Here is a 23,951-nt window from a genome sequence, read left to right as displayed (position 1 = left end):
GTCGGGTCATCGCAAGCAACGACGGCTTGCTGACCCTCATGAAGGAGACGTTGCATGAAGACGCTCAGGACGATTGCCCTTGCCTCTGTCGCTGCCACCCTCACCCTCGTGGCTGCCGGCGCGGTGCTGGCCGATGACGGCGGCATGGGCTGGGGTGGCAGGGACCGGGGCGGCCCCCGCATGATGCTGGAGCAGTTCGACCTCGACAAGGACGGCGCCCTGACCCAGGACGAGGTGTCCAGGGCCGCGACCGACCGCTTCACCCGCGCCGATGCCAACACCGACGGCAAGGTGACGCTCGACGAGTTCCGGGCGTTCCGGCTCGTGGAGGCCGAGCCGATGCGCATCCGCGCGTTCCAGCGCCTCGACCGCGACGGCGACGGCAAGGTGACGCGCGAGGAATTCGACACCCTGTCGGCCCGCCTCTTTGCCCGTCTCGACCGCGACGACGATGGCACGCTGGCGATGGTGCCGATGGGCCCGCGCGGCGGCGGCGAGGCAGATGACGCGCGTGGACGCGGCCCTGATCGTGGTCATGACCGGGGTGGCATGATGGGACGCGGCGCCGGCGGCCCGATGATGGCCGGCCTGTTCGACCGGTTCGACACGGACGCGGACGGCAAGGTCAGCCGCGAGGAATTCGACCGGGTGCGCGGCGAGCTGTTCGCCAAGGCCGATCCGGCCGGATCCGGCGCCTTCGACCTGACCGGCTTCGGAGTGATCTTCGCCGACCTCGGCGAACCGCGTCTGGTGCGCATGTTCCAGGATCTGGATGCCAATGGCGACCTGGCCATCACCGCGGAGGAGAACGCCACCCGCACCGCCGGTCTGGTGCGCGCGCTGGACGCCAACGAGGACGGCGTCGTGACCCGCGCCGACTTCCGCAAGATGAAGCGGGACGGGCGCCACGGCAAGGATGAGCGCGGCAATGGCCGACACCATGCGCAGGCCGGCGAGAGCGGGCCCGGTCATGACGGCAAGGGGCCGCATCGCCCCGGGCGCGGCGGACAGGACACGGTCGACAACTGAGCCTGGCCCCGGCCATCCGCCGCTCCATGCCCCCAACCGGCCGCGGATGGCCGGAACGGGAGGGACCGCGCCTGCGCGGTCCCTCATGCCGTGAGGTCCGGGGTCAGGCCCAGTGTCTGGCCCAGTGTCTGGCCCGGTGTCTGGCCAAGCGCCTGGCCCGCGGAAACCTGCGGATTAATGATGAATCTCAAGGCACTGCGCGGGGGTGAATTTTTTATGCGCAGAGGCCAAAAAACCGCTTGATCATGACGGCGAATGGATCCATTTAGGTCCTGCCCAAATTCGCACGTGCCCGTGGTCGTCCAAGAATTTCAGTGGCAGCCGATCGCACACCCCACCACGCTCTTTCGGGGGATCGGCAAAACCGGACGGCTTAAAGCAACGACGTAAGAGGGCTTTTTTGGTCTCTGTCGGGTTTCCACATCCCGACGTTACTGAAGAGGCACTTGTTACTTCATTGCCGGCCGTGCGGAACCGTTCCAGTTCCAAGCCAAGGCAGCTCATCCGGAACAGCCCGTAGCCACCGCTGCGTGCTCGACCGACCGTCCCCGCTTTCGCCAGGCCTCCCTGTCCATACCGGAGGGCCCCTTCGGCGCACGCGTCGACGCATCCTGCGCCCTGACCTGTTGACCTGGAGATGCCCCGATGACCGACCGTATCCGCGAATTCCTGCGCCGCCGCACCGAAGACGGTCCCTGCGTCGTCGTCGACCTCGACGTCGTGCGCGACAATTACGAAGCCTTTGCCCGCGCCCTGCCGGACACCTCCGTGTTCTACGCCGTGAAGGCCAACCCGGCGCCGGAGATCCTGAGCGCCCTGACCGAGCTGGGCTCGTCCTTCGACTGCGCCTCCGTCGGCGAGATCGAGATGGTTCTGGCCGCCGGTGCCTCTGCCGACCGCATCTCCTATGGCAACACCATCAAGAAGGAGCGTGACATTGCCCGCGCCTTCGAGCTGGGCGTGCGCCTCTATGCCGTCGACTGCGAGGCCGAGGTCGAGAAGATCGCCCGCGCCGCACCCGGTGTGAAGGTGTTCTGCCGCATCCTCTGCGATGGCGCCGGCGCCGAGTGGCCGCTGTCGCGCAAGTTCGGCTGCGCCCCGGAAATGGCCCCGGACGTGCTGGAAGCCGCGCACCGCGCCGGCCTCGAGGCCTTCGGCGTGTCCTTCCACGTCGGCTCGCAGCAGGCGAACCTCGCCGCCTGGGATGGGGCCCTGGCCACCGCCGCCGGCGTGTTCCAGGAATGCGCCACCCGTGGCATCAGCCTGAAGATGGTCAACATGGGCGGCGGCTTCCCGGCCCGCTACCTGAAGGACGTCCCGGGCGTGCCGGCCTATGGTCAGGCGATCTTCCAGGCGCTCACCGATCACTTCGGCAATGACCTGCCGCAGACCATCATCGAGCCGGGCCGCGGCATGGTCGGCGATGCCGGCCTGATCGAGGCGGAAGTGGTGCTGATCTCGAAGAAGTCGGCCGACGACACCGTGCGCTGGGTCTATCTGGACATCGGCAAGTTCCACGGCCTGGCCGAGACCATGGACGAGGCGATCCGCTACCCGATCCGCACCCCGCGGGACGGCGACGCGACCGCGCCCTGCGTCCTGGCCGGCCCGACCTGCGACAGCGTCGACGTGCTCTATGAAAAGACCCCGTACGAGCTGCCCGTGTCCCTGTCCATCGGCGACAAGGTCCTGATCGAGAGCTGCGGAGCCTACACGACGACCTATTCGACGGTCGGCTTCAACGGCTTCAAGGCCCTCGCCTCCTACGTGATCTGAAAGACCTGGCCATGATCGAGATCGTGGACGAGGCGCCGGCCCATGTCGGCGCCCGAGAGCTGCTGCTCGACCGGGCCTTTGGTCCGGACCGTTACCGCAAGACCTCCGAGCGCCTGCGCGAGGGGCGTCTGCCGGCCTTTGCCTTCTCCGCGCTGGAGGAGGACGGCACGCTCGTCGGCACGCTGCGGCTGTGGAACGTCGACATGGCGGGCGCCCAGTCCGTCCTGCTGCTGGGTCCGCTGGCCGTCGAGGCCAGCTGCCGAAGCGGCGGCATCGGCGCGCGCCTCATGCGCCAGGCGCTCAACCGGGCGGCTGTCGCCGGCCATTCGGCGATCCTCCTGGTCGGGGACGCTCCCTACTATGAGCGCTTCGGCTTTTCGGCCAGTCTGACCCTCGGCCTCGAGCTGCCGGGTCCGGTCGAGCGGGCCCGGTTCCTGGGCCTCGAGCTGCAGCCGCATGCCCTTGCCGCCGCCAGCGGCATGGTCGTGCCGGCTGGATGTGTCGATCCGGTGTTCGACCAGGTCTTTCCTGTGTCCGGATCTCTGGGACTTGCCAAGCGCGCGGCCTGAGGTCCGCGCGCCGGGTCCCCTGCCGGATCCGTCCGGCAGGGCTGGTAACTGGAGTGATGCGCATGAGTGAACCGCGTTCCGATTTCTTCCGCGGAGCCGGACGGTCTGTCCGCTCTGCCCGTCCGGCCCTCGCACGGGCCCTTGAGGCCGGCGCGTCCGGCCACCCCTCGGCCCTCAAGGGCGGACCGCGTGTCCCGGGCCCGGCCATGCCCCTGCCCACGGGGCGGGCCACCCGCGCCGGCACGGCTGCGGCACGTGGGGCCCATCCGGTGCATGGCACGATCACCGGACCGGTCGTGCTGATCGGCTTCGGCTCCATCGGCAAGGGCGTCCTGCCGCTGATCGAACGCCACCTCCAGTTCGACCGGTCCCGGCTGACAGTCATCGACCCGCAGGACAAGGACCGTCATCTGGTCGACCAGCGCGGGTACCGGTACCTGCAGATGCCGCTCACCCCCGGCAACTACCGCGAGACACTGACGCGGCTGCTGAGCGAGGGCGGCGGCCAGGGCTTCTGCATCAACCTGTCCGTCGACACCTCGTCGCTCGACCTGATGAAGCTGTGTCGTGAACTCGGCGCCCTCTACATCGACACGGTGACCGAGCCCTGGGCCGGATTCTACTTCGATCCGGAGGCCCGCACGGCCGAGCGCACCAATCATGTCCTGCGCGAGGCCGTGCTGAAGGAGCGCAAGCGTGCGCCCGGCGGCCCGACTGCCGTGTCCTGCTGCGGCGCCAACCCCGGCATGGTGTCCTGGCTGCTCAAGCAGGCGCTTGTCGACATCGCCCGCGATACGGGCCACCCCGTTGACGCCCCCACGACGCGCAAGGGCTGGGCGCGGCTGATGCGCGATCTCGGCGTGAAGGGCGTGCATGTGGCCGAGCGCGACACGCAGCGCGCCGCCACGCCGAAGCCGGCCAACGTGTTCCGCAACACCTGGTCCGTCGAGGGCTTTCTCTCGGAAGGCTTCCAGCCGGCCGAGCTTGGCTGGGGCACGCACGAGACCTGGAAGCCCAGGACGGCGCGCCGGCACAAGTCCGGCAGCCGTGCGGCGATCTATCTGGAGCAGCCGGGCGCAGCGACGCGGGTGCGCACCTGGTGCCCCGGCTCCGGCCCGCAGTTCGGCTTTCTCGTCACCCACAACGAGGCCATTTCCATCGCCGACTACTACACGGTGAAGGAGAAGGGCAAGGTGGTGTACCGGCCGACCAGCCACTATGCCTATCATCCCTCCGACGACGCGGTTCTGTCGCTGCATGAGCTGTTCGGCGCGGGCGGACGGATTCAGGACCGGCTCGAGATCGTCGACGAGCGCGACATCGTCGAGGGGCGGGACGAGCTTGGCGTGCTGGTCTACGGACACGCGCGCAACGCCTACTGGTACGGCTCGCGTCTGTCCATCGACGAGGCCCGGCGCCTGGCACCGCACCAGAATGCGACAGGCCTGCAGGTGTCCTCTGCGGTTCTGGCCGGCATGGTCTGGGCGCTGGAAAATCCGCAGCAGGGCATCGTCGAGGCCGACGAGATGGATTTCCGGCGCTGCCTCGAGATCCAGACCCCGTATCTGGGCCCGGTCGAGGGCCACTACACCGACTGGACACCGCTCACCGGGCGGCCCGGCCTGTTCAAGGAGCGCCTCGACACACGCGACCCCTGGCAGTTCCGCAACATCCTGGTGCGCGACTGAACCGCAGCTGCAGGCGAGGGCCGGTCGCGGGCGCGGACCTCACGACCGGTCCGAAGCCGAGACGAGCAGGCGGATGACATCGACCGGCAGTCCCTTGCCCTTGACCCGGTGACTGCCCAGCGGGACCGAGGCGCAGCCGGCCGGCAGTTCCGCCGCCACCTGCGCCGAGGCCAGGATGATGGCCTCGGCCTCCGGGTCGATCTCGCGGCCGAGCGTTTCCAGCCGTGAGGCCACGTTCACGGTGTCGCCGATGACCGTGTAGTTGACCCGCTGCGGCGCGCCGATGTCGCCGACAACGAGCGGGCCCACATGCAGGCCGATGCGGATCCGCACGGGGCTCAGGCCCTCCGCCACGCGCCGGCGGTTGTCGAGGCCGATGGCCCGGGCGATGTCGAGGGCGGCCAGCGCCGCCTGACCACCCGGCGCGGCAATGGCGTCCGGCGCCCCCCAGAAGGCCATGACGCTGTCGCCGATGTACTTGTCGATCGTGCCGCCATGCCGGTCGATGGTGGCACCGACGAGGGTCAGATGCTCGTTGAGGAAGGCAGCCGTCTCCCCCGCCGTCATGCCTTCGCTCACGGGCGTGAAGCCGACGATGTCCGTGAACAGCACGGCCACGTGCCGCTCCTCGGGGGGCTGGCCGGCTTCCCCGCTCGCCAGCAGCCGCAGCACCAGGCTGCGCGGCACATAGCGCAGGAAGGCGCGCAGGCCCGCGACCATGGCGTTGAACCCCTGGGCAAGGTCCTTCAGCTCGACGATGCGGCTGTCGGGCAGCGGCGGCAGGCCGTCCAGCTCCAGCCGCGCCACCGCCCGCGCGCCCTCGGCCGCGCGCCGCACCGGCCGGGCAATGCCGCGCGCAAGGATGGCACTGCCGACAAGCGCGGCCATGAGCACACCGAGCCCGAGCAGGGCCGCGAGGGTGAGCCGGTCGAGAGGCTGTTCCAGAACACGCGCCGGAAAATGCGCGCCGACGATGATCGGCAGGCCGTCGATCTGCGTCGCCGTGCGCTCCAGCACGACATAATGGCGACCGCCGTCGCTGTCGGCGGCCTCGAACATCGCATGCGCCTCGCCGAGCCGGAAGCGGCGCGGGTCGGCCGCGGGCAGGTTGGCAAGGTCCCGCAGCAGCACATCGGGCGCAGCCGCCACATCGACCAGATCGTTGTCCGCCGTGACCCCCGCCGGCACGCCCTCGAAGGCGGGATGGGCCAGAAGCTCGCTCAGCCCGTGCAGCAGGAAAACGGTCATGCCGTTGGCGGACAGCTCGCGGGCGATCACCGACAGGCGCGCGATCGACACCGACACGGCCGCAACGCCGAGGAACCGCTCGCCGGACCAGGCCGGCACGACGAAGGTCATCGCCGTGCGGCTGCGGGCCGCGTCGTGGCTGATCGGGAGCCAGAACGGATCGCGGGTGATCTGGGCGAGCGCGATCAGGTCGGCAGCGGCCGGATCTGCCGCCGCATCGACGGTGACAAGGGGATAGACGCCGCTGGCGTCGCCGCGCTCGACCTCGACACCCGTGCCTGTCGCCCTCAGCACCTGGACCGAATAGGCCTGCGGGGTGGCGGCCAGTGCGCCATAGGCAAAGGAGGCGAGGGCGCGGTCATCGGCCGGATCGAACCCGCCGCCCTTGAGCGCCCGGGCGACGAACTGGGTCTGCTCGCGGATGGCCTCCACCTGCGCCGACAGGCGGCGCTCGAACGCATCCATGCCGAGATCGACCATCTGGCTGCCCATCTCGGTCACGACCGCGCGCGAGGCCCGGGTCTCGATGAACAGGATCAGCGCGGCCGTGAGCAGGACGAACAGGCCGATGACGGTCGCAAGCGTGGGGGTCAGGCGAAAGGACAAGCGGGATCCGGAGCCAGATGCGGAAAGTGCGCTGATCCTAGAGGCGAAGGCCCTGCCGTCACAAGCGACAGGAGCGGGTCCCAAGGCAAAAAAGGGGTGGAACTCTTTGTCGCCGCGTGGGGTCGCTGCGTGGGTTCAACGCGTGAGGGCCGCCGCGTGGGGGCCCGGGAACGAAAAAAGCCCGCGCGGACGCGGGCTTCAGGTCTGGTGTCACATCAAGGGTGATCAGTTGCACATCTGCTGGTGGCCGACGACCACATACTGGCCCACATAGGGATCCCAGCGCTGGATCGGCGACATGTAGCAGCGCGGCACCGGGGGCGGTGCGTAATAGACCGGCCCGCCATAGACCGGCCCGCCATAGACCGGGTAGGGCGGCGGGGGCGGGTAGTAGGCCGGGGGCGGCGCGATGTAGTCCGGACCGCTGTTGGCAGCGGCCGCGCCCAGCAGCGCACCCGCCGCAAGGCCCACGGCCGCGCCGGCCGCAAGCGCCGTGTTGCGCCCGTCGCGGGCTTCCGCCTGCGGCGCCGACACCGCGAGCATGCTCAGCGCCATCACGCCCGCCAGTGCTGCCGCTCCGGTCCGGCGCAGCACGAGGGCGTTCGCAAAACTCTTCACCATGACTTCGTCTCCGAAGCACCGGCCGATACAACCGGCGATACCATCCCATTGCACACCCCGATCAGGGCAATGTGATGGCAGACTGCACGAAGAAGTTTGCGGAGCCGCTAACGCCGACAGCGGCTTCGATGCCCCATCCCCCTCGACGGCATCGCTGCTCCCGTCTAAAACCGCTTGCGAGGAAGGGGTGGCCGCAGAGATGAGTCCGCGGCCGTGCAAGGCGGGAGGGTGCTGCATGAAGCCGACCAATCCGGTGTTCACCGGGCTTGAGACCACGATCTTCGAGACCATGTCGCGGCTGGCGCGCGAGCATGGCGCGATCAATCTGGGTCAGGGCTTCCCCGACGTGGACGGGCCGGAAGACGTGCGCCGGGTCGCCGCCGAGGCGCTGGTCGACGGACCCAACCAGTATCCGCCGATGATGGGACTGCCGGACCTGCGCCAGGCCGTCGCGGAGGCCAACAGGCGCTTCTACGGCCTGGACGTCGACTGGGCGAGCGAGGTCATGGTCACCTCCGGCGCGACCGAGGCGCTGACGGACTGCATCCTGGCGCTGGTCGAGCCGGGCGACGAGGTCATCCTGATCGAACCGCTCTATGACAGCTACCTGCCGATCGTCCGCCGCACCGGCGGCATCCCCGTGCGCGTGCGCGTCACGCCCCCGACCTGGAGCCTCGATCTGGACGCCCTCGAGCGCGCCTTCACCGAGAACACCAAGGTCATCCTGCTGAACAACCCGATGAACCCGGCCGGCAAGGTGTTCACCGAGGCCGAGCTTGCCCGGATCGCCGAACTCTGCGTCGAGCATGATGTCTATGCGATCTGCGACGAGGTCTACGAGCATCTGCTGTTCGACGGCTCCGTGCACCGCCCCTTGATGAGCTTCCCCGGCATGCGCGAGCGCACCGTGCGCGTCGGGTCTGCCGGCAAGACCTTTTCGCTCACCGGCTGGAAGATCGGGTATGTCACCGGCGCGCCGAAGCTGCTCGACCCGATCGCCAAGGCGCACCAGTACGTGACCTTCACGACGCCGCCCAACCTGCAGAAGGCGGTGGCCCATGGCCTGCGCAAGGACGACGCCTATTTCAACAGCCTCTCGGCGGAGCTGCAGGCCAAGCGCGACCTGCTCGCCAAGGGCCTGTCCCGTCTCGGGTTCGGCGTGCTGCCGTGCGAGGGCACCTATTTCCTCACCTGCGACATCACCCCGCTCGGTCTCGAGGGCCGCGACGTGGACATCTGCAAGCGCATGGTGACGGAGGCCGGCGTGGTCGCCATCCCGGTCTCGGCCTTCTACATCGCCGACGCGCCGACCAACTACATCCGCTTCTGCTTCTGCAAGCGGGACGAGATCCTGACCGAGGCACTTGACCGTCTGGGAACCTGGCTTCGCCCGGCCCTGGCTGTCAGCAACGCCTGACCGTCCCGCGCTGCCCGCGCTGACCATCTCCTGCGAGGTTTCATGAGCAATCCCGTTCTTGTCGAAGTGACCCGAGGCGATGTGGTGGAAAGCCGCCATCGCGGAGCCATTGCCATCTTCGACGCCAATGGCGCACCGGTGCTGCGGATCGGCGACACGGGGCGGCGCGTGTTCCCGCGCTCGGCGATCAAGGCCCTGCAGGCGCTGCCGCTGGTCGAGTCCGGGGCAGCCGACGCGCTCGACTATGATGCGGCGGAACTGGCGCTGGCCTGCTCGTCGCACAACGGCGAGGAGCGCCACGTCAACGCGGCCCGCGTCATGCTGATCAAGGCCGGCCTGGAGGAAGACGCGCTGGAGTGCGGGCCGCAGTGGCCCTCGCGCGTCGAGGACGTGGCCGATCTGGTGCGTGCCGGCGAGACGCCTTGCGCCCTGCACAACAACTGCTCCGGCAAGCACGCCGGCTTCCTCGGCCTTGCCAAGGTGCTGGGCGCCCCGACGCGCGGCTATGTTCTGCCGGACCATCCTGTGCAGCAGGAGATCAAGGCGGTGCTCGAAACCCTGACCGGCGACACGCTGACACCGGACATCTGCGGCATCGACGGCTGCGCCATCCCGACCTTTGCCACGCCGCTGGACGGGTTCGCCCGCGCCTTTGCCGCCTTCGGCACTGGCGAGAACCTGGAGCCCTTGCGCGCCGAGGCCGCGCGCCGGCTCTATGATGCCTGCGTCGACAATGCCTACATGGTCGCCGGCACGGATCGCTTCTGCACCCGCGCCATGGCCGGGTTCCGCCGCCGCGTCTTCGTCAAGACCGGCGCGGAGGGGGTCTTCTGTGCCGCGATCCCGGAACTGGGCCTCGGCATCGCACTGAAATGCGACGACGGCGCCTCGCGCGCCTCGGAAGTCATGATGGCCTCAATCCTGGAAGCCTTCCTCGACCTCAATGATGCCGAAAAGGCGCTGCTGGAGGATCTGACCCAGCCGGCGATCAAGACCCGTCTCGACGTCAAGGCCGGCGTCATCCGCCCGACCAGCGACTTCCTGACGGACCTCAGGCGCGCCGCCAGCGTCAGCATCTGAGAGCACATCATGATCAAGTCAGTCTGTGTGTTTTGCGGCTCGAGCTTCGGGACCGATCCTGCCTATGAGGCGGCTGCGCGGGAGACGGGGCAGGTGCTGGCCGAGGCCGGTCTGACGCTTGTCTATGGCGGGGCCAGCGTCGGGCTGATGGGCGCGGTGGCCGACGGGGCGCTGGCCGCCGGCGGCCGGGTTGTCGGCGTGCTGCCGGAGGCACTCAAGGCCAAGGAACTGGAGCACAAGGGCCTGAGCGAGCTGCATGTCGTGCGCTCGATGCATGAGCGCAAGGCACTGTTCGCCGAGCTGTCCGATGCGTTCTTCACGTTGCCCGGCGGCACCGGCACGATGGAGGAAATCTTCGAGGTCTGGACCTGGGGCCAGCTTGGCTATCACGCCAAGGCCTTCGGCCTTCTGAACACCGGCGGCTTCTATGACGGCCTGATCAGTTTCCTCGACACGCAGGTCGACAGGGGCTTCGTCAAGCCGGCGATGCGCGCGATGCTGCAGGTGGCTGATACGCCTGAGGCCTTGCTGTCGGCCTGTGCCGCCTATGTGCCCCCGGCCACGGGCAAGTGGATCGGGCGCGGCCAGACCTGAGCTGACCAGACCAGACCAGTCCGGACCAGACCTGACCTGTCGGGACCTGACATATCGAGACCGGACGACGCCCGCGTTCCCGCCAGGTCGTGCCGGGCGCCGCGCAGGGCAGCCTGGCCCGGCATGGTCCGGATCACCGGCAAGCGGGGCCGGTTATGGCCGGCGCGGAAACCTTGCATTAACCCTGTGAGACGAAGGTGGCGCGCAGGGGAACCCCGGCTGCCGCAGCCGCGCCCCAATTGCCTGTCAGGTCGGTGCTGGCTAAGCTCGGACGCCCGGGCGGCAGGCCCCAGTCAGTGTCCGGAGTTGTCTTGCCCATGCGTATCTCGTCCGTCTTTGCCCTTGCTGGCCTGGCCTTCCTCGCGGCTGCCTGTTCCCAGACGACGGAATATGTCGAGACCACCTCGTCCGTGACGCCTGCGGTGCCGGCGTCCGTGCGCACGTCGAACGTGACGCTGGTCCAGATCACCGGGCAGGGCGTCGGCGGGATCAACGCGACAACGCCCTATTCGGCCAAGGCCATCCAGGCCGCGTTGCCGGGCTTCACCACCGACAGCATCCAGACGGCCGTCGAGATGACGACGGAAAACGCGATCGGCGCCTTCAATTCGGATGGGTTCCAGGTGCTGCAGGTGTTCAAGGGCAGCGACGGCCGCGTGCGCACGGTGCATGGCGTCACCCATCATCTGGCCGGACCCAACGGCGAGCGCATCGGCATGACCTTCGCGGAGGTCGGCACCCGCCGGTCGGACTGCCGCGTGGGCCAGGAGCTGTGGCGCGGCATGGCGATCTGTTCCGCCCGCGGCGTGCCCAATGTCCAGCTCGTCTATGCGATCCCGCAGTTCACCGGCCCATGGGACCAGCTGCCGGCAGATGCCCTGCTGCGCGGCGCGGCCATCCAGCGCATTCTCTGGACGCCGGCCGGCTGAGCCCCTCCTTTGGCCGGGATGACGGCCGCAGCCGAATGCGCTAAGCCTTCGGGCATGACCGCGCCGTCCGCCGCCCCAGGCCCGACCCTTGATCCCGATCTGCTGCATGACGGCATCCTGGCCGGCAACCGGGCCATGCTTGCCCGCGCGATCACCCTGGTCGAATCGCGCAAGCGCGAGCACCGTGATCTGGCGAGGCAGCTGCTGACCCGCCTCATGCCCCACACCGGGCGCGCGCACCGCGTCGGCATCACCGGCGTTCCGGGCGTCGGCAAGTCCACCACCATCGACACGCTCGGCAGCAATCTCACCGCAGCCGGCCACCGCGTCGCCGTCCTCGCCGTCGATCCGTCCTCCACACGGACCGGCGGTTCGATCCTCGGCGACAAGACCCGCATGGCCCAGCTTGCGGTCGATCCCCGGGCCTTCATCCGTCCGTCCCCGTCCGCCGGCACGCTCGGGGGCGTGGCGGCCAAGACGCGCGAGACCATGCTGCTTTGCGAGGCGGCCGGCTTCGACGTCATTCTCGTGGAGACCGTCGGCATCGGTCAGTCGGAGACGACCGTGGCCGAGATGGTCGACTTCTTCCTCGTGCTGATGCTGCCCGGCGCCGGCGACGAGTTGCAGGGCATCAAGAAGGGCGTACTGGAGATTGCCGACCTCATCGCGGTCAACAAGGCCGACGGCGAGGGCGCCATGCGGGCGCGCGCGGCCGCGTCCGACTACCGCAGTGCCCTGCATATCCTCAGTCCGCGCTCGCCCACCTGGTCGCCGCCCGTCGTCACCATCTCCGGCCTTGCCAACGAGGGGCTCGACGCCATGTGGGCGCAGGTGGAGCTGCACCGGGCGAAGATGCAGGCGACCGGCGAATGGGGCGAACGCCGCGCCGGACAGCAGGTGGCCTGGATGTGGGACATGCTGCAGCAGCGATTGATGGAAGCCCTGACCCGCGATCCCGACCGCGCCGCCCGCATCCGGACTTTCGAGAGCGAGGTTCGGGCCGGCCGGGTGCCTGCCTCGGTCGCGGTCGAGGACATCGCCGAGCTGATGGGCCTGTGACCAGAGGACGGGGGGCGGACGGTTCCCGTCGTCGCGGGTGTCTCAGGCGTGTCGCCGGGCCCCCTGCGGGCCATGCTCCTTGAGGAAGTGCCTCAGGGCCATGAACAGGTCGCGCGCGTGCGCGCGGTCACCGCGCTCCAGTGCAGCCCGGATGTCCTCCTCGATCATCCGCTGCACCCGTTCCGGACCGTGCGGCAGATGCAGCAGATAGGCGCCGAGCGCGGCGGCTGCGATGTCGGGCAGATGTTCGTGTTCCGCCAGAGCCCGCACCTCCGCCTCGTCGAGCCCGCTGAGGGCAATGCAGTCGATCAGGCTGATCATCTCTCTCTCCCATCCTCCGCCACGGCCCTGCTGCCGGCCGGCCGCTGCCTGACGGCCAAGGACCGATGACCGCTCGTTGGGGCCATCTGCAGCCGCGTCAGGCGCAGGCCATGCGCTCAGGATGACGGTTTCATGACAGCGGCGCCTTGAGCCGGATCAACCGGCACGGCACTTGCTGGACACCGGCAAAGGCCGGGGCATCTGTGCCCCTTTGACACGGAAAGCCAGCCCCATGCGGACCGAGGCGCGCCCGCCCTTGCCCTTCCTGACCCGCCGCAGCTTCCTGCTGGGAGCGGCCCTGTGCCTTTCCGGCACGGCGGCCGCGGCACAGACGCGCATCGCCGACCTGCGCGGCACCATCGATGCGGCCGATCTCGGCGTCATGCCGGACCGCACCGATGACCAGAGCGCGCAGATGCAGCGTGCCATCAACCGGGCGGTCGAGAAGGGCCGGGCGCTGTTCCTGCCCGCCGGGACCTATCCGGTTGCCAATCTCCGGCTGCCGTCCGGAACGCTGATCGTCGGTGTGCCCGGCCGCACGCGACTGGTCTATCAGGGCGGCGGCGGCCTGCTGGCCACGGCCGAGGGCGCGGCGCGCATCGGGCTGGACGGCGTCGTCTTCGACGGGGCCAACAAGCTGATCAACGAGCATGCCTTCGGCCTCCTGCACTTCCTCGATGTCGATCACCTCAGCCTCGTCAATTGCGAGATCACCGGATCCAGCCGTTCCGGGCTGGCGCTGGATCGCTGCGCCGGCCAGGTGGAGCGCTGTCTCGTCTCGGGGGCGGCCGAGGCCGGCATTCGCTCGGTCGAGGGGCGTGGACTGGTCTTTGCCGAAAACGTCATCACGGACTGCGCCAACGCCGGCCTGATGGTCATGCGCTGGACCAAGGCGGAGGACGGCACGCTGATCCGGGGCAACCGGATCGAACGGATTGCCGCCCGCGCCGGCGGCACGGGGCAGAACGGCAATGGCATCAACATCTTCCGCGCTGCCGGCGTGATGATCACCGGCAACCGGGTGACGGACTGTGCCTTCTCGGCCATCCGCGCCAACACGGCCTCGAATGTCCAGATCATCGCCAACTCCTGTCTGCGGTCGGGCGAGACCGGGATCTACAGCGAGTTCGAGTTCGAGGGCGCCGTGATCGCGGACAACATCGTCGACGGCGCCACGATCGGCATTTCGGTCGCCAATTTCATGAGCGGCGGCCGCATGGCCGTCGTCTCGGGCAACCTGGTGCGCAACCTGTCGGCGACCGGACCCTATGACGGCAGCGGCGGCGCCGGCTTCGGCATCGGCATCTATGTCGAGGCGGACACGACCGTCTCGGGCAATGTCGTCGAGGGTGCGCCGAAATACGGCATCATGGCCGGCTGGGGACCTTACCTGCGCGATGTGATCATTGCCGACAATGTGGTGCGTGACAGCGGCGTGGCCGTCTCGGTCAGCGCCGTCGAAGGGGCCGGCACGACCCTCATCCGCGGCAATATCCTCTCCGGCTACAGGGAGGCGGCCATCAGGGGCTATCGCTGGCAGGAAGCCGTGACGGACGATCTCGCAGGCGGCGCCGCAGCACCGGCCCACCTGACGATTTCAGGGAATGTCGTGCGCCCGGCCTCCGGCTGACCGCCGGTTCAGCGCCTGTCCGTCTGCGAGTTCCGCCCTGCCGTGCTGCTGCTCCGGATGCCCGGCTTGCAGGCGGGTCGGGCCAAAGAAAAAGGCCACTGGCGATCCCGCCAGTGGCCTCCGGACCCTGAGGTCAGCAAGGGCTCAGGTTGCCTTGTCGTTGAAGATGTCCTTGTCCTTGTTCTCGGGCACGAACAGCAGGCCGATGATGAAGGTGCCGACTGCAATCACGATCGGATACCACAGGCCGTAGTACACGTCGCCGGTCTGGGCGATCATCGCAAAGGCGGTTGCCGGCATCAGACCACCGAACCAGCCGTTACCGATGTGGTACGGCAGCGACATGCCGGTGTAGCGGATGCGGGTCGGGAACAGCTCCACGAGGGCCGCCGCGATCGGGCCGTAGACCATGGTCACGAGGATCACGAGGTAGGTCAGCACAAGGATCAGCTTGATTTCCTGTGCCGCGAAGATGTCGAAGAAGCCTTCCACCTTCACGATATCCGGGTTCGGCTGCCCCGCCATCGGGTAGCCTGCGGCACCGAGCGCGTCATTGACGGACTTGGTGAAGGCTTCCGAGGTCGCCTTGACCTGGTCTGCCGGGACCGTTGCTGCATCATAGGACGCCACTTCGACCGTGCCGATGGCGATCTTGGCCGGAACCGCGCCGCTGACGTAATTCACCGAGTAGTTGACCGAGTTCCGGGCGAGCAGGGCCTTGGCCACGTCACAGGAGCTCGTGAACTTTGACGTGCCGGTCGGGTTGAACTGGAACGAGCAGTCGTTCTGGTCGGCCGTGATGGTCACGAGGGTGTTCTGCTGCGCGGCATGCAGCTTCGGGTTCGCCGTCTCGGTGATGAAGTTGAAGACGGGGAAGTAGGTCAGTGCCGCGAGCAGGCAACCGGCGAGGATGATCGGCTTGCGCCCGATGCGGTCCGACAGCGAGCCGAAGATCACGAAGCCGCCGGTACCGAGGATCAGGGCCCACGCGATCAGGATGTTTGCGGTAAACATGTCGACGCGCAGGATCGTCTGCAGGAAGAACAGGGCGTAGAACTGGCCCGTGTACCAGACAACGGCCTGGCCGGCGACGAGACCGAGCAGCGCGATGACGGCGAACTTGGCGTTCTTCCACTGGCCGAAGGCTTCCGAGATCGGGGCCTTCGACTGCGTGCCTTCTTCCTTCATGCGCTTGAAGGCAGGGCTCTCTTCCATCTGGAGACGGATGTAGAGCGAGATGCCGAGCAGGAAGATCGACAGCAGGAACGGAATGCGCCAGCCCCAGGCACGGAACGCATCTTCGCCGACCCACAGGCGGACCGACAGGATGACGAGGAGCGAGAGCAGCAGGCCGAGCGTCGCCGTGGTCTGGATCCAGCTGGTGTAGTAGCCGCGCCGGCCATGCGGTGCATGTTCGGCCACATAAACGACCGCGCCGCCGTACTCACCACCCAGCGCAAGCCCCTGTGCCATGCGCAAAAGGATGAGAACGACCGGGGCGACCCAGCCGATGGTTTCGTAGCTGGGCAACAGGCCCACCACGAAGGTGGAGATGCCCATGATCAGGATGGTCACAAGGAACGTGTACTTGCGGCCGACGAGGTCACCGAGGCGACCGAACACCAGCGCACCGAACGGACGAACAAGAAAGCCGGCCGCGAAGGCCAGCAGGGCGAAGACGTTCCGTGTTGCTTCGGGGAAGGACGAGAAGAACTGCGCCCCGATGATCGCCGCAAGCGATCCGTACAGATAGAAGTCGTACCACTCGAAGATCGTGCCCGCCGATGAGGCGAGAATGACTTTTTTCTCTTCCTTTGTCATGGGGCGACGCGCGGTCGTTGCGCGCCCCATATGCGCTGTGTCGGTCATGTTTTCCTCCCAATTCGCCCTCGACGCCACGCAAGGTCCTGGAAGGTCTGTGTCGCAACCGGAACCGCGGGCGTCATGCGATACCTGCCGGGCGAGGTGGCGTTCCCAGGGCCACCCTGATCCAACAGGAATGAGGCATCGTATCAGGATTGGGTCCTGCCGCAGGCGAGCAGTTGGTTGTAAGACTTTTTGCTAGATGGCACCGTTGGCGGGAGGCGATTGCCGCTTGCGTGCCTGAGTCGGCGGCACTGCTGCGCTGCGCCTGACGGCGCCGGTGTCTTGCCATGAGGGGCCGCTGGCCGAACGGACGGGGTCTGGAGGCTGGCTGCGAGCCCCCCGCGCCCCGGGCAGGCCCCGCCCGGTGGACCTTGAACCGGGCAGGGCGGGCGCAATCGCGGTCGTCGGACGCCGGAGAGCGTCAGCCCTTGGCGAGTTCCGCGAGCACGCGGGCCCAGGAGCGGATGCCCTTGTGGAAGCTGCGCAGCTCGTACTTCTCGTTGGGCGAGTGGATGCGGTCGTCCTCCAGACCGAAGCCGATCAGCAGCGAATCCATGCCGAGCATGCGCTTGAAGTCGCCGACGATCGGGATCGAGCCGCCCATGCCGATGAGCGCCGCCGGCTTGCCCCATTCCGCTTCGAGTGCCGCCTGGCCCTTGGCCACCGCCGGCATCGTCGGGTCGAGCGACAGCGCCGGGCTGCCGTCCTTGGCCAGGAACTCGACGGTGCAGTCGGCCGGGATCCTGGACTGGACATAGGCGCGGAAGGAGGCGCGGATCTTCTCCGGATCCTGCTCGCCGACGAGGCGGAAGGTGAACTTCGCATGGGCCTCGGCCGGGATCACGGTCTTGGAGCCCGGACCCTGGTAGCCGCCCCACATGCCGTTCACTTCGGCGGTCGGACGGGTCCAGATGTGTTCCAGCGGCAGGCGGCCCTTTTCGCCGCGCGGATACTTCAGCCCGATCTCGCCAAGGTAGTCCTCGACGGAGAAGCCCAGCTCCGCCCACATCTTCGCAAGGCTCTCCGGCAGGTCCTGCACACCGTCATAGAAGCCCGGCAGCGTGATGCGGCCGGTCTCGTCATGCAGGCCGGCGATGATGCCGGCGACGATGTGGTTCGGGTTCTGTGCCGAGCCGCCATAGCTGCCCGAATGCAGGTCGCGGTTGGCGGCCCTGACGATGATCTCGTCGCCGACCATGCCGCGCAGCATGATCGAGATCGCGGGCGTGTCCTTGTCCCACATGCTGGTGTCGCAGACGAGCGCCAGGTCGCAGGTCAGCTCATCCTTGTTGGCATTGAGGAACGGGTGCAGCGACGGCGAGCCGGATTCTTCCTCGCCCTCGAACAGGACCGTCACGTCCACGGGAAGATCGCCGGTCTCGGCGATATAGGCGCGGGCCGCCTCGACGAAGGTCATCAGCTGGCCCTTGTCGTCGGCCGAGCCACGGGCGACGATCATCTTCGAGCCATCGGCGCGGGTGACCAGGCGCGGCTCGAACGGATCGGTCTCCCACAGGTTCAGCGGATCGACCGGCTGGACGTCATAATGGCCGTAGAACAGCACATGCGGGCCGGGCTTGCCGGACTTGCGGTGGCCGACGACCATCGGGTGGCCGGCGGTGTCGCGCACGCTCGCCTCGATGCCGATCGAGGTCAGTTCCCTGGCCAGCCATTCGGCGGCCTGGCGGCAGTCGGCCTTGTAGGCCGGATCGGTCGAGATGCTGCGGATCTTGATGAGGTCGAACAGGCGGGCAAGCGCGTTGTCGAGGTCCGCGTCAATGCGGGCGAGAACCTTGTCGATCTGGCTCAACGGAAAGCTCCTGGGCTTTGAGAGAACCCTGCCCGGGGGGCGTCCCGGTCGGGCGTTGGGGACAGGGCAGGGCAGGGGGCGAGGTCCGCCCCGACTGGCCGGCAGAATGCCGCCAATGGCGGAACGGGGCAAGCGTGTTGGACGGCTGATCCGCTGCAGTTTCCTTCCCGATGCGCGGGGGACCGGGGAGAAATCCCCCGGGCAATTTGTCTCGGCGAAGAAAATTGCGTCATCGGGGCACCCTGCTAGGATGAGTGCAAAGCTGAAGGAACGAGCCATGTTGACCCTGTCCCGGCGCGACATCCTGACCGGCGGCGCCGCCACGCTGGCCGCCGTCGCGGTCGGTGGCTATGCAGGGGCCCGTGCCCAGGCCGCCGATCTGCTGCTGCCCGTCACCGAAACCGCCCATGCGCTGCGGCCGGATGTCGTGACCGGGGGCATGATGACCTTCGGTGACCGGGGCCCGCCGCCCGTGCTGCGGCTGCGACAGGGGCAACCCTATGTGGTGGATGTGGTCAACCGGCTCCGGGAGGCCACGGTCGTGCACTGGCACGGCCTGCGCCTTGCCAATGCGATGGACGGCGTTCCCTATCTCACGCAGGCCCCGATCGAGCCCGGCCAGCGTTTCCGCTACACGCTGACCTCTCCCGATGCCGGCACCTTCTGGTATCACCCCCACTGCAACACGCTGGAGCAGATGGCGCGCGGGCTGACGGGCCTCCTGATCGTCGATGAGGCCGAGGATCCCGGCTTTGACGTCGACCTGCCGCTCAACATCCGCGACTTCCGCCTGGGCGCGGATGGCCAGTTCGTCGAGTTCTATCGCCTGCGCAATGCCGCCCGGGGCGGGACGCTTGGAACCCAGTCGACGGTCAACTGGCAGACGGAGCCCCTGCATGACCTGCCGGCCGGCGGTCTCGTCCGGTTGCGCCTGGTCATGACCGACATGACGCGGGTAGGCACCTATGATCTGGAGGGCGGCGAGAGCCGGGTGATTGCCCTTGATTCGCATCCCCTCGCCGATCCGCTGCCGGCCGCCGGGTTGATGCTTGCCCCCGGCCAGCGCGCCGACGTGGCGCTGCGCATCCCGGACACCGAGGGCCAGGAGGTCACGCTGACGCTGCGGACCGACCGGGGCCCCCGGCTGATGGCCCGGTTCCGCGCCACCGGACGCAGCCTCGGGCGCGCGCTGGCCGAGCTTGCGCCCTTGCCGGCCAATCCGGTTGCCGGGCCTGACCTTTCCCGGGCCGAAACGCTGGACTTCGTCTTCGGCTGGTCGCCGGAGGGGGACGGGGCGGCCAGCGGCATCTGCGGCTCGCTCGGCAAGAGCTTCTGGTCAATCAACCGGGTGGCCTGGGACGGTGATACGCCGGGGCCGATGGATCCGCTGGCCACGCTGCGGCTCGGCGGGTCCTACATCCTGCGCCTGCGCAACGAGACGCCGAACGCTCATCCCATCCACCTGCACGGCCTGAGCTTCCGCCTGCTGCGCTCCAACCGGCGCGCCCTGCCGCCGCTGGTCACGGATACGGCCCTGCTCCTGTCACAGGAGACGATGGAGGTGGCCCTCGTCGCTGACAATCCCGGCAACTGGGCCTTCCATTGCCATGTCATCGAGCACCAGAAGACCGGCCTGACCGGCTATCTGCGTGTTGCCTGAGATGTCGGGCCCGAAATGTCTGGCCAAAGATGTCAGGCCAGAGGACTCAGGCCACAGACATCAGGCCCGGGACGTGGGGCACCTGACGGAAGGGCTCACGCCTGCGGTCGCACCGCGACATTGTCGATGAGGCGCACACCGCCGAGCCAGGCGGCGACCAGAAGCCGGGCCGGACGGTCGGCCTGCTCCAGCGGGCCGAGCCCATCTTCCGCGCGCAGCTCCAGATACTCGACCTCGGAAAAGCCGGCCGCCAGGATGTCGGCGGTTGCCGCAGCCAGGAGCGGTGCGGCTGCCCCGCCGCCCGCCAGCGCCCCGGCGGTCCGGGTCAGGATGGCCGCAAGCCGCGGCGCCACGGCCCGGTCTTCCGGCGACAGCCGAACGTTGCGCGAGGACATGGCAAGGCCATCGGCCTCGCGCACGGTCGGGCAGGGGACGATCTCGACCGGAATGTCGAGGTCTGCCACCAGCCTGCGCACGACCTGCAACTGCTGGAAGTCCTTTTCGCCGAAATAGGCCTTGTCGGCTCCGGTCTGCAGCAGCAGCTTGGCAACGACGGTGGCAACACCGTCGAAATGCCCGGGACGGTGCGCCCCGCACAGGCCCTCGCTCACCCCGCTCACCGAGACATTGGTGGCAAAGCCGGCCGGATAGATCTCGTCCACCCCCGGCGCATAGACCACATGGGTGCCGAGCGGCGTCAGGCTGGCCGTGTCCGCGTCCAGCGTGCGCGGGTAGGTCGACAGGTCGCTGGCGTTGTTGAACTGCTTCGGGTTGACGAAGATCGTCACGATCACCCGGTCGGTCTCGGCCAGCGCCCGGCGCACCAGGGCCAGATGGCCCTCGTGCAGCGCGCCCATGGTCGGCACGACGCCGATCCGCAAACCGTCCCGGTGCCAGGTCCGGACCTGCGCCCGCAGCTCCGCCCGGCTGTGCAGCGTCGCCGTCATTCGGCACCTTCCGCCTTGGGGGTGATCAGGCTCGACATGTCCGCCCCGTCGCCGAAGACATGGTCGGCTGCCGGGAAGGCCCGGGTGCGCACGTCCTCGGCATAGGCCGCCACGGCCGCTTCGGCCGAATGGCCGAGTTCGGCATAGCGCTTGACGAACTTCGGCCGGAAGGCCGTGAACATGCCCAGCATGTCGTCGATGACGAGCACCTGACCGTCGCAGGCCGCAGACGCGCCGATGCCGATGGTCGGAATGGGAACTTCGGCCGTGATGCGCCGGGCGAGGGCATCGGGCACCTTCTCGAGCACGACGGAAAAGGCACCGGCTTCCGCCACCGCACGGGCGTCGGCGACAATGCGTTCGCCGTCCTCGCCGCGCCCTTGCACCTTGTAGCCGCCGAAGCTGTTGACCGCCTGCGGCGTCAGCCCGACATGCGCCATCACCGGGATGCCGCGCCGGGTCAGGAAGCGGATGGTCTCGGCCATGGTCACGCCGCCTTCCAGCTTCACCGCCGCGCAGCCGGTCTCCGCCACCAGCCGGGCGGCATTGCGGAAGGCCTGCTCCGGGCTTTCCTCATAGGTGCCGAAGGGCATGTCGACGACCAGCAGCGCCTTCTCCACGCCGCGTCGCACCGCCTTGCCATGCAGGATCATCATCTCGAGCGTCACGCCGAGCGTCGACGGCAGGCCATGCAGCACCATGCCGACGCTGTCGCCGACGAGGATGATGTCGCAATGCCGGTCGGCGATGGCCGCCACGGGGGTCGTGTAGGCCGTCAGGCATACGAGCGGGGTGCCGCCCTTGCGCCGTTCCACCATCGGCGGTGTCACGGACTTCACGGAAGCCGATGCACTCATGGTCTGTTCCTCCCGGGCGACCTGCCGCGCCCGGAAGAGGATGTTGCACAAATTCTCGCAAATGCGAAGATGCTTGTGCGCCGCGCAACAGTGAGCCGGCTAGGTCTGCCGGCTCATGGTCCGGCTCAGAAGCCGCGTTTCAGCGAGCCCAGAACCCCGCGCACCAAGGCCCGGCCGAGCGACGAGCCCAGACTGCGCGCGGCCGACTTCATGCCGGCCTCCACCACGCTGTCGCGGCTGGACGCCCGGGGGCGCCGTGCGGGCTCGCGGGCGGGGCCGCGCGTGTCGTCGCGGCCGAAATCCGGCACCTGGAAGCCGCTGCGGGTGCGCCGCGTGCCGCCGCGGGCTTCCTCGTCGGCCTCGCGTCCACGCTCGCCCTCCTCGCGCTCCTGCTGCTTGCGCGCGCGCTCCAGGAGCACCTCGTAGGCGGACTCCCGGTCACGGCTGCGCTCGTAAAGACCGAAGAGCGGGCTCGATTCGATGCAATCGCGCCGTTCCGATGCCGTCACCGGCCCCATCCGCGAGGAGGGCGGGCGGATCAGCGTCCGCTGCACGACGGTCGGGATGCCCTTGCCCTCCAGCGTCGACACCAGCGCCTCGCCGACGCCCAGCTCGGTGATCACCTGCGCCGTGTCGAGATCCGGATTGGGCCGGAACGTCTCGGCCGCCGCCCGCACCGCCTTCTGGTCGCGGGGCGTGAAGGCACGCAGGGCGTGCTGCACCCGGTTGCCAAGCTGCGCCAGCACCGTTTCCGGCACGTCGAGCGGGTTCTGCGTGACGAAATAGACGCCAACGCCCTTGGAGCGGATCAGGCGGACCACCTGCTCCACCTTCTGCAGCAAGGCCTTGGGGGCTTCGGTGAAGAGCAGATGTGCCTCGTCGAAGAAGAACACCAGCTTCGGCTTCTCCGGATCGCCGACCTCGGGCAGCTCCTCGAACAGCTCCGACAGCATCCAGAGCAGGAAGGTGGCGTAGAGCCGCGGCGAGTGCATCAGCTTGTCGGCCGCCAGGATGTTGACGATCCCGAGCCCGTCGCGCGTCGTGCGGGCGAAGTCGGAAATGTCCAGGGCCGGCTCGCCGAAGAACTGGTCCGCGCCCTCGCGCTCCAGCACCAGCAGTGCCCGCTGGATCGCGCCGACCGAGGCGGCCGAGACGTTGCCATAGACCTTCGACAGCTCCTGCGCCCGCTCGCCCACATGGGCGATCATCGCCCGCAGGTCCTTGAGATCCAGCAGCAGCAGGCCCTCGTCATCGGCCAGCTCGAAGGCGATGTTGAGCACGCCTTCCTGGGTGTCGTTGAGATCCAGCATGCGGGCGAGCAGCAGCGGCCCGATCTCGGAGACGGTGGCGCGCAGCGGATGCCCCTGCTCGCCGAACAGGTCCCAGAACACCGCCGGGAAGCCCTCGAAGTCATAGCTGTCGGCAATGCCGATCTGTTCGGCGCGTTTCAGCAGGAAGTCCTTCGGGTCACCCGGCATGGCGATGCCGGACAGGTCGCCCTTCACGTCGGCACAGAACACGGGTACGCCCGCCCTGGAAAAGCCTTCGGCCAGGATCTGCAGGGTGACGGTCTTGCCGGTGCCGGTGGCCCCGGTGATCAGGCCGTGGCGGTTGGCCAGCTTCAGGCTCAGCACCTCGTCCTTGCCGCTGCCGCCGATGAAAATGCTCTCGCTCAAATCCCGTTCTCCCGGAAAGTCCCCGCAGCAAAAATCGCTGCCTCAACTGATAAGCCACCAGCCCCCGCTGGCAAAGCTGTCATCGACGTGCGATCTGCCTCGTGTGTATAGACAAGGCCAGCTGCTTCACACGTGACATAGCACGACGTCGAAAGCTTCAGGAGACCAGGATGGAAGAACTCGTAGCGCGCATCATGACGGCCGCCGGGCTTGGTGAGGAGACGGCCCGCACGGCCATCGGCATCATCCTGCGGTTTCTCGCCAAGGATGGTCCGCAGGACCTCGTGCCGCAGATCATGGCGGCCTTGCCCGGCGCAGAGGCCATCATGGCGGAAGGCCAGCAGCAGGCCGGCGGCCTGTTCGGCTCCATCGCCGGCATGATGGGCGGCAGCATGGGCGCAATGGCGACGCTGAACGAGCTCTCCAACGCCGGGCTCGATCTGGAGCAGGTGAAGACCGTTGCCCGCGAGATCGTCGGCTTTGCCCGCGAACAGGCTGGCGAAGAGGTCGTAAATGCGGCGATCGCCCGCATTCCGGGATTGAATCAGCTGGTGTGACCGCTAATCTG

General features: G+C 68.2%; 20 protein-coding genes. 12 read left to right on the top strand and 8 right to left on the bottom strand.

Annotated elements, in window-relative coordinates; all coding sequences use genetic code 11:
* Positions 1–54 precede the first annotated feature (54 nt).
* From GWI72_RS09760 to GWI72_RS09745, 4 genes are all read left to right on the top strand, one after another.
* Positions 55–1,029, top strand: coding sequence for an EF-hand domain-containing protein (locus GWI72_RS09760; protein ID WP_161708511.1), 975 nt, complete (start codon positions 55–57; stop codon positions 1,027–1,029).
* A gap of 645 nt (positions 1,030–1,674) precedes the next feature.
* Positions 1,675–2,805, top strand: a complete 1,131-nt coding sequence (locus GWI72_RS09755) for a type III PLP-dependent enzyme (RefSeq protein WP_161708510.1) — start codon at positions 1,675–1,677, stop codon at positions 2,803–2,805.
* An 11-nt stretch (positions 2,806–2,816) separates the two neighbouring features.
* On the top strand, positions 2,817–3,374 hold the full coding sequence (locus GWI72_RS09750) for a GNAT family N-acetyltransferase (RefSeq protein WP_161674374.1): 558 nt from the start codon (positions 2,817–2,819) through the stop codon (positions 3,372–3,374).
* A gap of 206 nt (positions 3,375–3,580) precedes the next feature.
* Entirely contained in the window at positions 3,581–5,062 is a 1,482-nt protein-coding gene (locus GWI72_RS09745; RefSeq protein WP_161674720.1) for a homospermidine synthase, read from the top strand.
* A gap of 39 nt (positions 5,063–5,101) precedes the next feature.
* On the opposite strand, the gene GWI72_RS09740 is transcribed toward GWI72_RS09745, so the two are convergent.
* Positions 5,102–6,916, bottom strand: a complete 1,815-nt coding sequence (locus GWI72_RS09740; RefSeq protein WP_161708509.1) for an adenylate/guanylate cyclase domain-containing protein — start codon at positions 6,914–6,916, stop codon at positions 5,102–5,104.
* A gap of 225 nt (positions 6,917–7,141) precedes the next feature.
* On the bottom strand, positions 7,142–7,537 hold the full coding sequence (locus tag GWI72_RS09735; RefSeq protein ID WP_179956053.1) for a hypothetical protein: 396 nt from the start codon (positions 7,535–7,537) through the stop codon (positions 7,142–7,144).
* A 235-nt stretch (positions 7,538–7,772) separates the two neighbouring features.
* Between GWI72_RS09735 and GWI72_RS09730 the strand changes: the two genes are divergently transcribed.
* The 5 genes from GWI72_RS09730 to meaB all read left to right on the top strand — a co-directional run bounded on the left by GWI72_RS09730 (position 7,773) and on the right by meaB (position 12,616).
* Positions 7,773–8,954 (top strand): aminotransferase, encoded by a 1,182-nt coding sequence (locus GWI72_RS09730; RefSeq protein ID WP_161708508.1) that lies wholly within the window; start codon positions 7,773–7,775, stop codon positions 8,952–8,954.
* Positions 8,955–8,996: 42 nt separating this feature from the next.
* Complete coding sequence (locus GWI72_RS09725) at positions 8,997–10,034, top strand: asparaginase (RefSeq protein ID WP_161708507.1); 1,038 nt, start codon at positions 8,997–8,999, stop codon at positions 10,032–10,034.
* 12 nt (positions 10,035–10,046) lie between these two features.
* Positions 10,047–10,628 (top strand): TIGR00730 family Rossman fold protein, encoded by a 582-nt coding sequence (locus tag GWI72_RS09720; protein WP_161709145.1) that lies wholly within the window; start codon positions 10,047–10,049, stop codon positions 10,626–10,628.
* A 317-nt stretch (positions 10,629–10,945) separates the two neighbouring features.
* Complete coding sequence (locus tag GWI72_RS09715) at positions 10,946–11,557, top strand: DUF1131 family protein (RefSeq protein ID WP_161674366.1); 612 nt, start codon at positions 10,946–10,948, stop codon at positions 11,555–11,557.
* 54 nt (positions 11,558–11,611) lie between these two features.
* Positions 11,612–12,616, top strand: a complete 1,005-nt coding sequence (gene meaB / locus GWI72_RS09710; protein ID WP_161674364.1) for a methylmalonyl Co-A mutase-associated GTPase MeaB — start codon at positions 11,612–11,614, stop codon at positions 12,614–12,616.
* Positions 12,617–12,658: 42 nt separating this feature from the next.
* Here the strand turns inward: meaB and GWI72_RS09705 are convergent, their stop codons facing one another.
* Complete coding sequence (locus tag GWI72_RS09705; protein WP_161708506.1) at positions 12,659–12,937, bottom strand: hypothetical protein; 279 nt, start codon at positions 12,935–12,937, stop codon at positions 12,659–12,661.
* Between the two features lie 232 nt (positions 12,938–13,169).
* Between GWI72_RS09705 and GWI72_RS09700 the strand changes: the two genes are divergently transcribed.
* The gene (locus GWI72_RS09700) at positions 13,170–14,567 is read left to right on the top strand and encodes a TIGR03808 family TAT-translocated repetitive protein (protein ID WP_209000085.1); all 1,398 of its coding nucleotides are present in this window, start codon (positions 13,170–13,172) and stop codon (positions 14,565–14,567) included.
* A 144-nt stretch (positions 14,568–14,711) separates the two neighbouring features.
* Here GWI72_RS09700 and GWI72_RS09695 read toward each other — a convergent pair whose 3' ends face one another.
* Entirely contained in the window at positions 14,712–16,388 is a 1,677-nt protein-coding gene (locus GWI72_RS09695) for an MFS transporter (RefSeq protein ID WP_161674714.1), read from the bottom strand.
* Positions 16,389–16,854: 466 nt separating this feature from the next.
* Positions 16,855–18,243, bottom strand: coding sequence for a dipeptidase (locus GWI72_RS09690; protein WP_161674360.1), 1,389 nt, complete (start codon positions 18,241–18,243; stop codon positions 16,855–16,857).
* A gap of 277 nt (positions 18,244–18,520) precedes the next feature.
* Here GWI72_RS09690 and GWI72_RS09685 point away from each other — a divergent pair, with 277 nt between their 5' ends.
* Entirely contained in the window at positions 18,521–19,903 is a 1,383-nt protein-coding gene (locus tag GWI72_RS09685; RefSeq protein WP_161708505.1) for a multicopper oxidase family protein, read from the top strand.
* Between the two features lie 95 nt (positions 19,904–19,998).
* On the opposite strand, the gene panC is transcribed toward GWI72_RS09685, so the two are convergent.
* The 3 genes from panC to GWI72_RS09670 all read right to left on the bottom strand — a co-directional run bounded on the left by panC (position 19,999) and on the right by GWI72_RS09670 (position 23,383).
* Positions 19,999–20,850 (bottom strand): pantoate--beta-alanine ligase, encoded by an 852-nt coding sequence (gene panC, locus GWI72_RS09680; protein ID WP_161674357.1) that lies wholly within the window; start codon positions 20,848–20,850, stop codon positions 19,999–20,001.
* Positions 20,847–21,707 (bottom strand): 3-methyl-2-oxobutanoate hydroxymethyltransferase, encoded by an 861-nt coding sequence (panB, locus tag GWI72_RS09675; protein WP_161708504.1) that lies wholly within the window; start codon positions 21,705–21,707, stop codon positions 20,847–20,849. Before panB ends, panC begins: the two co-directional genes overlap by 4 nt.
* Before the next feature lie 125 nt (positions 21,708–21,832).
* Positions 21,833–23,383, bottom strand: coding sequence for a helicase HerA-like domain-containing protein (locus GWI72_RS09670; protein ID WP_161674353.1), 1,551 nt, complete (start codon positions 23,381–23,383; stop codon positions 21,833–21,835).
* A gap of 170 nt (positions 23,384–23,553) precedes the next feature.
* Here GWI72_RS09670 and GWI72_RS09665 point away from each other — a divergent pair, with 170 nt between their 5' ends.
* Entirely contained in the window at positions 23,554–23,940 is a 387-nt protein-coding gene (locus tag GWI72_RS09665; RefSeq protein ID WP_161708503.1) for a DUF2780 domain-containing protein, read from the top strand.
* Positions 23,941–23,951: the final 11 nt, after the last annotated feature.

The organism is Pannonibacter sp. XCT-53 (assembly GCF_009915765.1).
Taxonomy (GTDB): domain Bacteria; phylum Pseudomonadota; class Alphaproteobacteria; order Rhizobiales; family Stappiaceae; genus Pannonibacter; species Pannonibacter tanglangensis.
The sequence above is the reverse complement of the archived record's forward strand: the minus strand, read 5'-3'. Positions and strand labels throughout refer to the sequence as shown.

Coding starts and splice junctions, on each gene's coding strand:
- GWI72_RS09700 (WP_209000085.1), top strand. CDS start 13,170: ATGCGGACCGAGGCGCGCCCGCCCTTGCCCTTCCTGACCCGCCGCAGC.
- GWI72_RS09725 (WP_161708507.1), top strand. CDS start 8,997: ATGAGCAATCCCGTTCTTGTCGAAGTGACCCGAGGCGATGTGGTGGAA.
- GWI72_RS09750 (WP_161674374.1), top strand. CDS start 2,817: ATGATCGAGATCGTGGACGAGGCGCCGGCCCATGTCGGCGCCCGAGAG.
- GWI72_RS09760 (WP_161708511.1), top strand. CDS start 55: ATGAAGACGCTCAGGACGATTGCCCTTGCCTCTGTCGCTGCCACCCTC.
- GWI72_RS09715 (WP_161674366.1), top strand. CDS start 10,946: ATGCGTATCTCGTCCGTCTTTGCCCTTGCTGGCCTGGCCTTCCTCGCG.
- GWI72_RS09755 (WP_161708510.1), top strand. CDS start 1,675: ATGACCGACCGTATCCGCGAATTCCTGCGCCGCCGCACCGAAGACGGT.
- GWI72_RS09730 (WP_161708508.1), top strand. CDS start 7,773: ATGAAGCCGACCAATCCGGTGTTCACCGGGCTTGAGACCACGATCTTC.
- panB (WP_161708504.1), bottom strand. CDS start 21,707: ATGAGTGCATCGGCTTCCGTGAAGTCCGTGACACCGCCGATGGTGGAA.
- GWI72_RS09735 (WP_179956053.1), bottom strand. CDS start 7,537: ATGGTGAAGAGTTTTGCGAACGCCCTCGTGCTGCGCCGGACCGGAGCG.
- GWI72_RS09705 (WP_161708506.1), bottom strand. CDS start 12,937: ATGATCAGCCTGATCGACTGCATTGCCCTCAGCGGGCTCGACGAGGCG.
- GWI72_RS09665 (WP_161708503.1), top strand. CDS start 23,554: ATGGAAGAACTCGTAGCGCGCATCATGACGGCCGCCGGGCTTGGTGAG.
- GWI72_RS09745 (WP_161674720.1), top strand. CDS start 3,581: ATGCCCCTGCCCACGGGGCGGGCCACCCGCGCCGGCACGGCTGCGGCA.
- meaB (WP_161674364.1), top strand. CDS start 11,612: ATGACCGCGCCGTCCGCCGCCCCAGGCCCGACCCTTGATCCCGATCTG.
- GWI72_RS09695 (WP_161674714.1), bottom strand. CDS start 16,388: ATGACAAAGGAAGAGAAAAAAGTCATTCTCGCCTCATCGGCGGGCACG.
- panC (WP_161674357.1), bottom strand. CDS start 20,850: ATGACGGCGACGCTGCACAGCCGGGCGGAGCTGCGGGCGCAGGTCCGG.
- GWI72_RS09685 (WP_161708505.1), top strand. CDS start 18,521: ATGTTGACCCTGTCCCGGCGCGACATCCTGACCGGCGGCGCCGCCACG.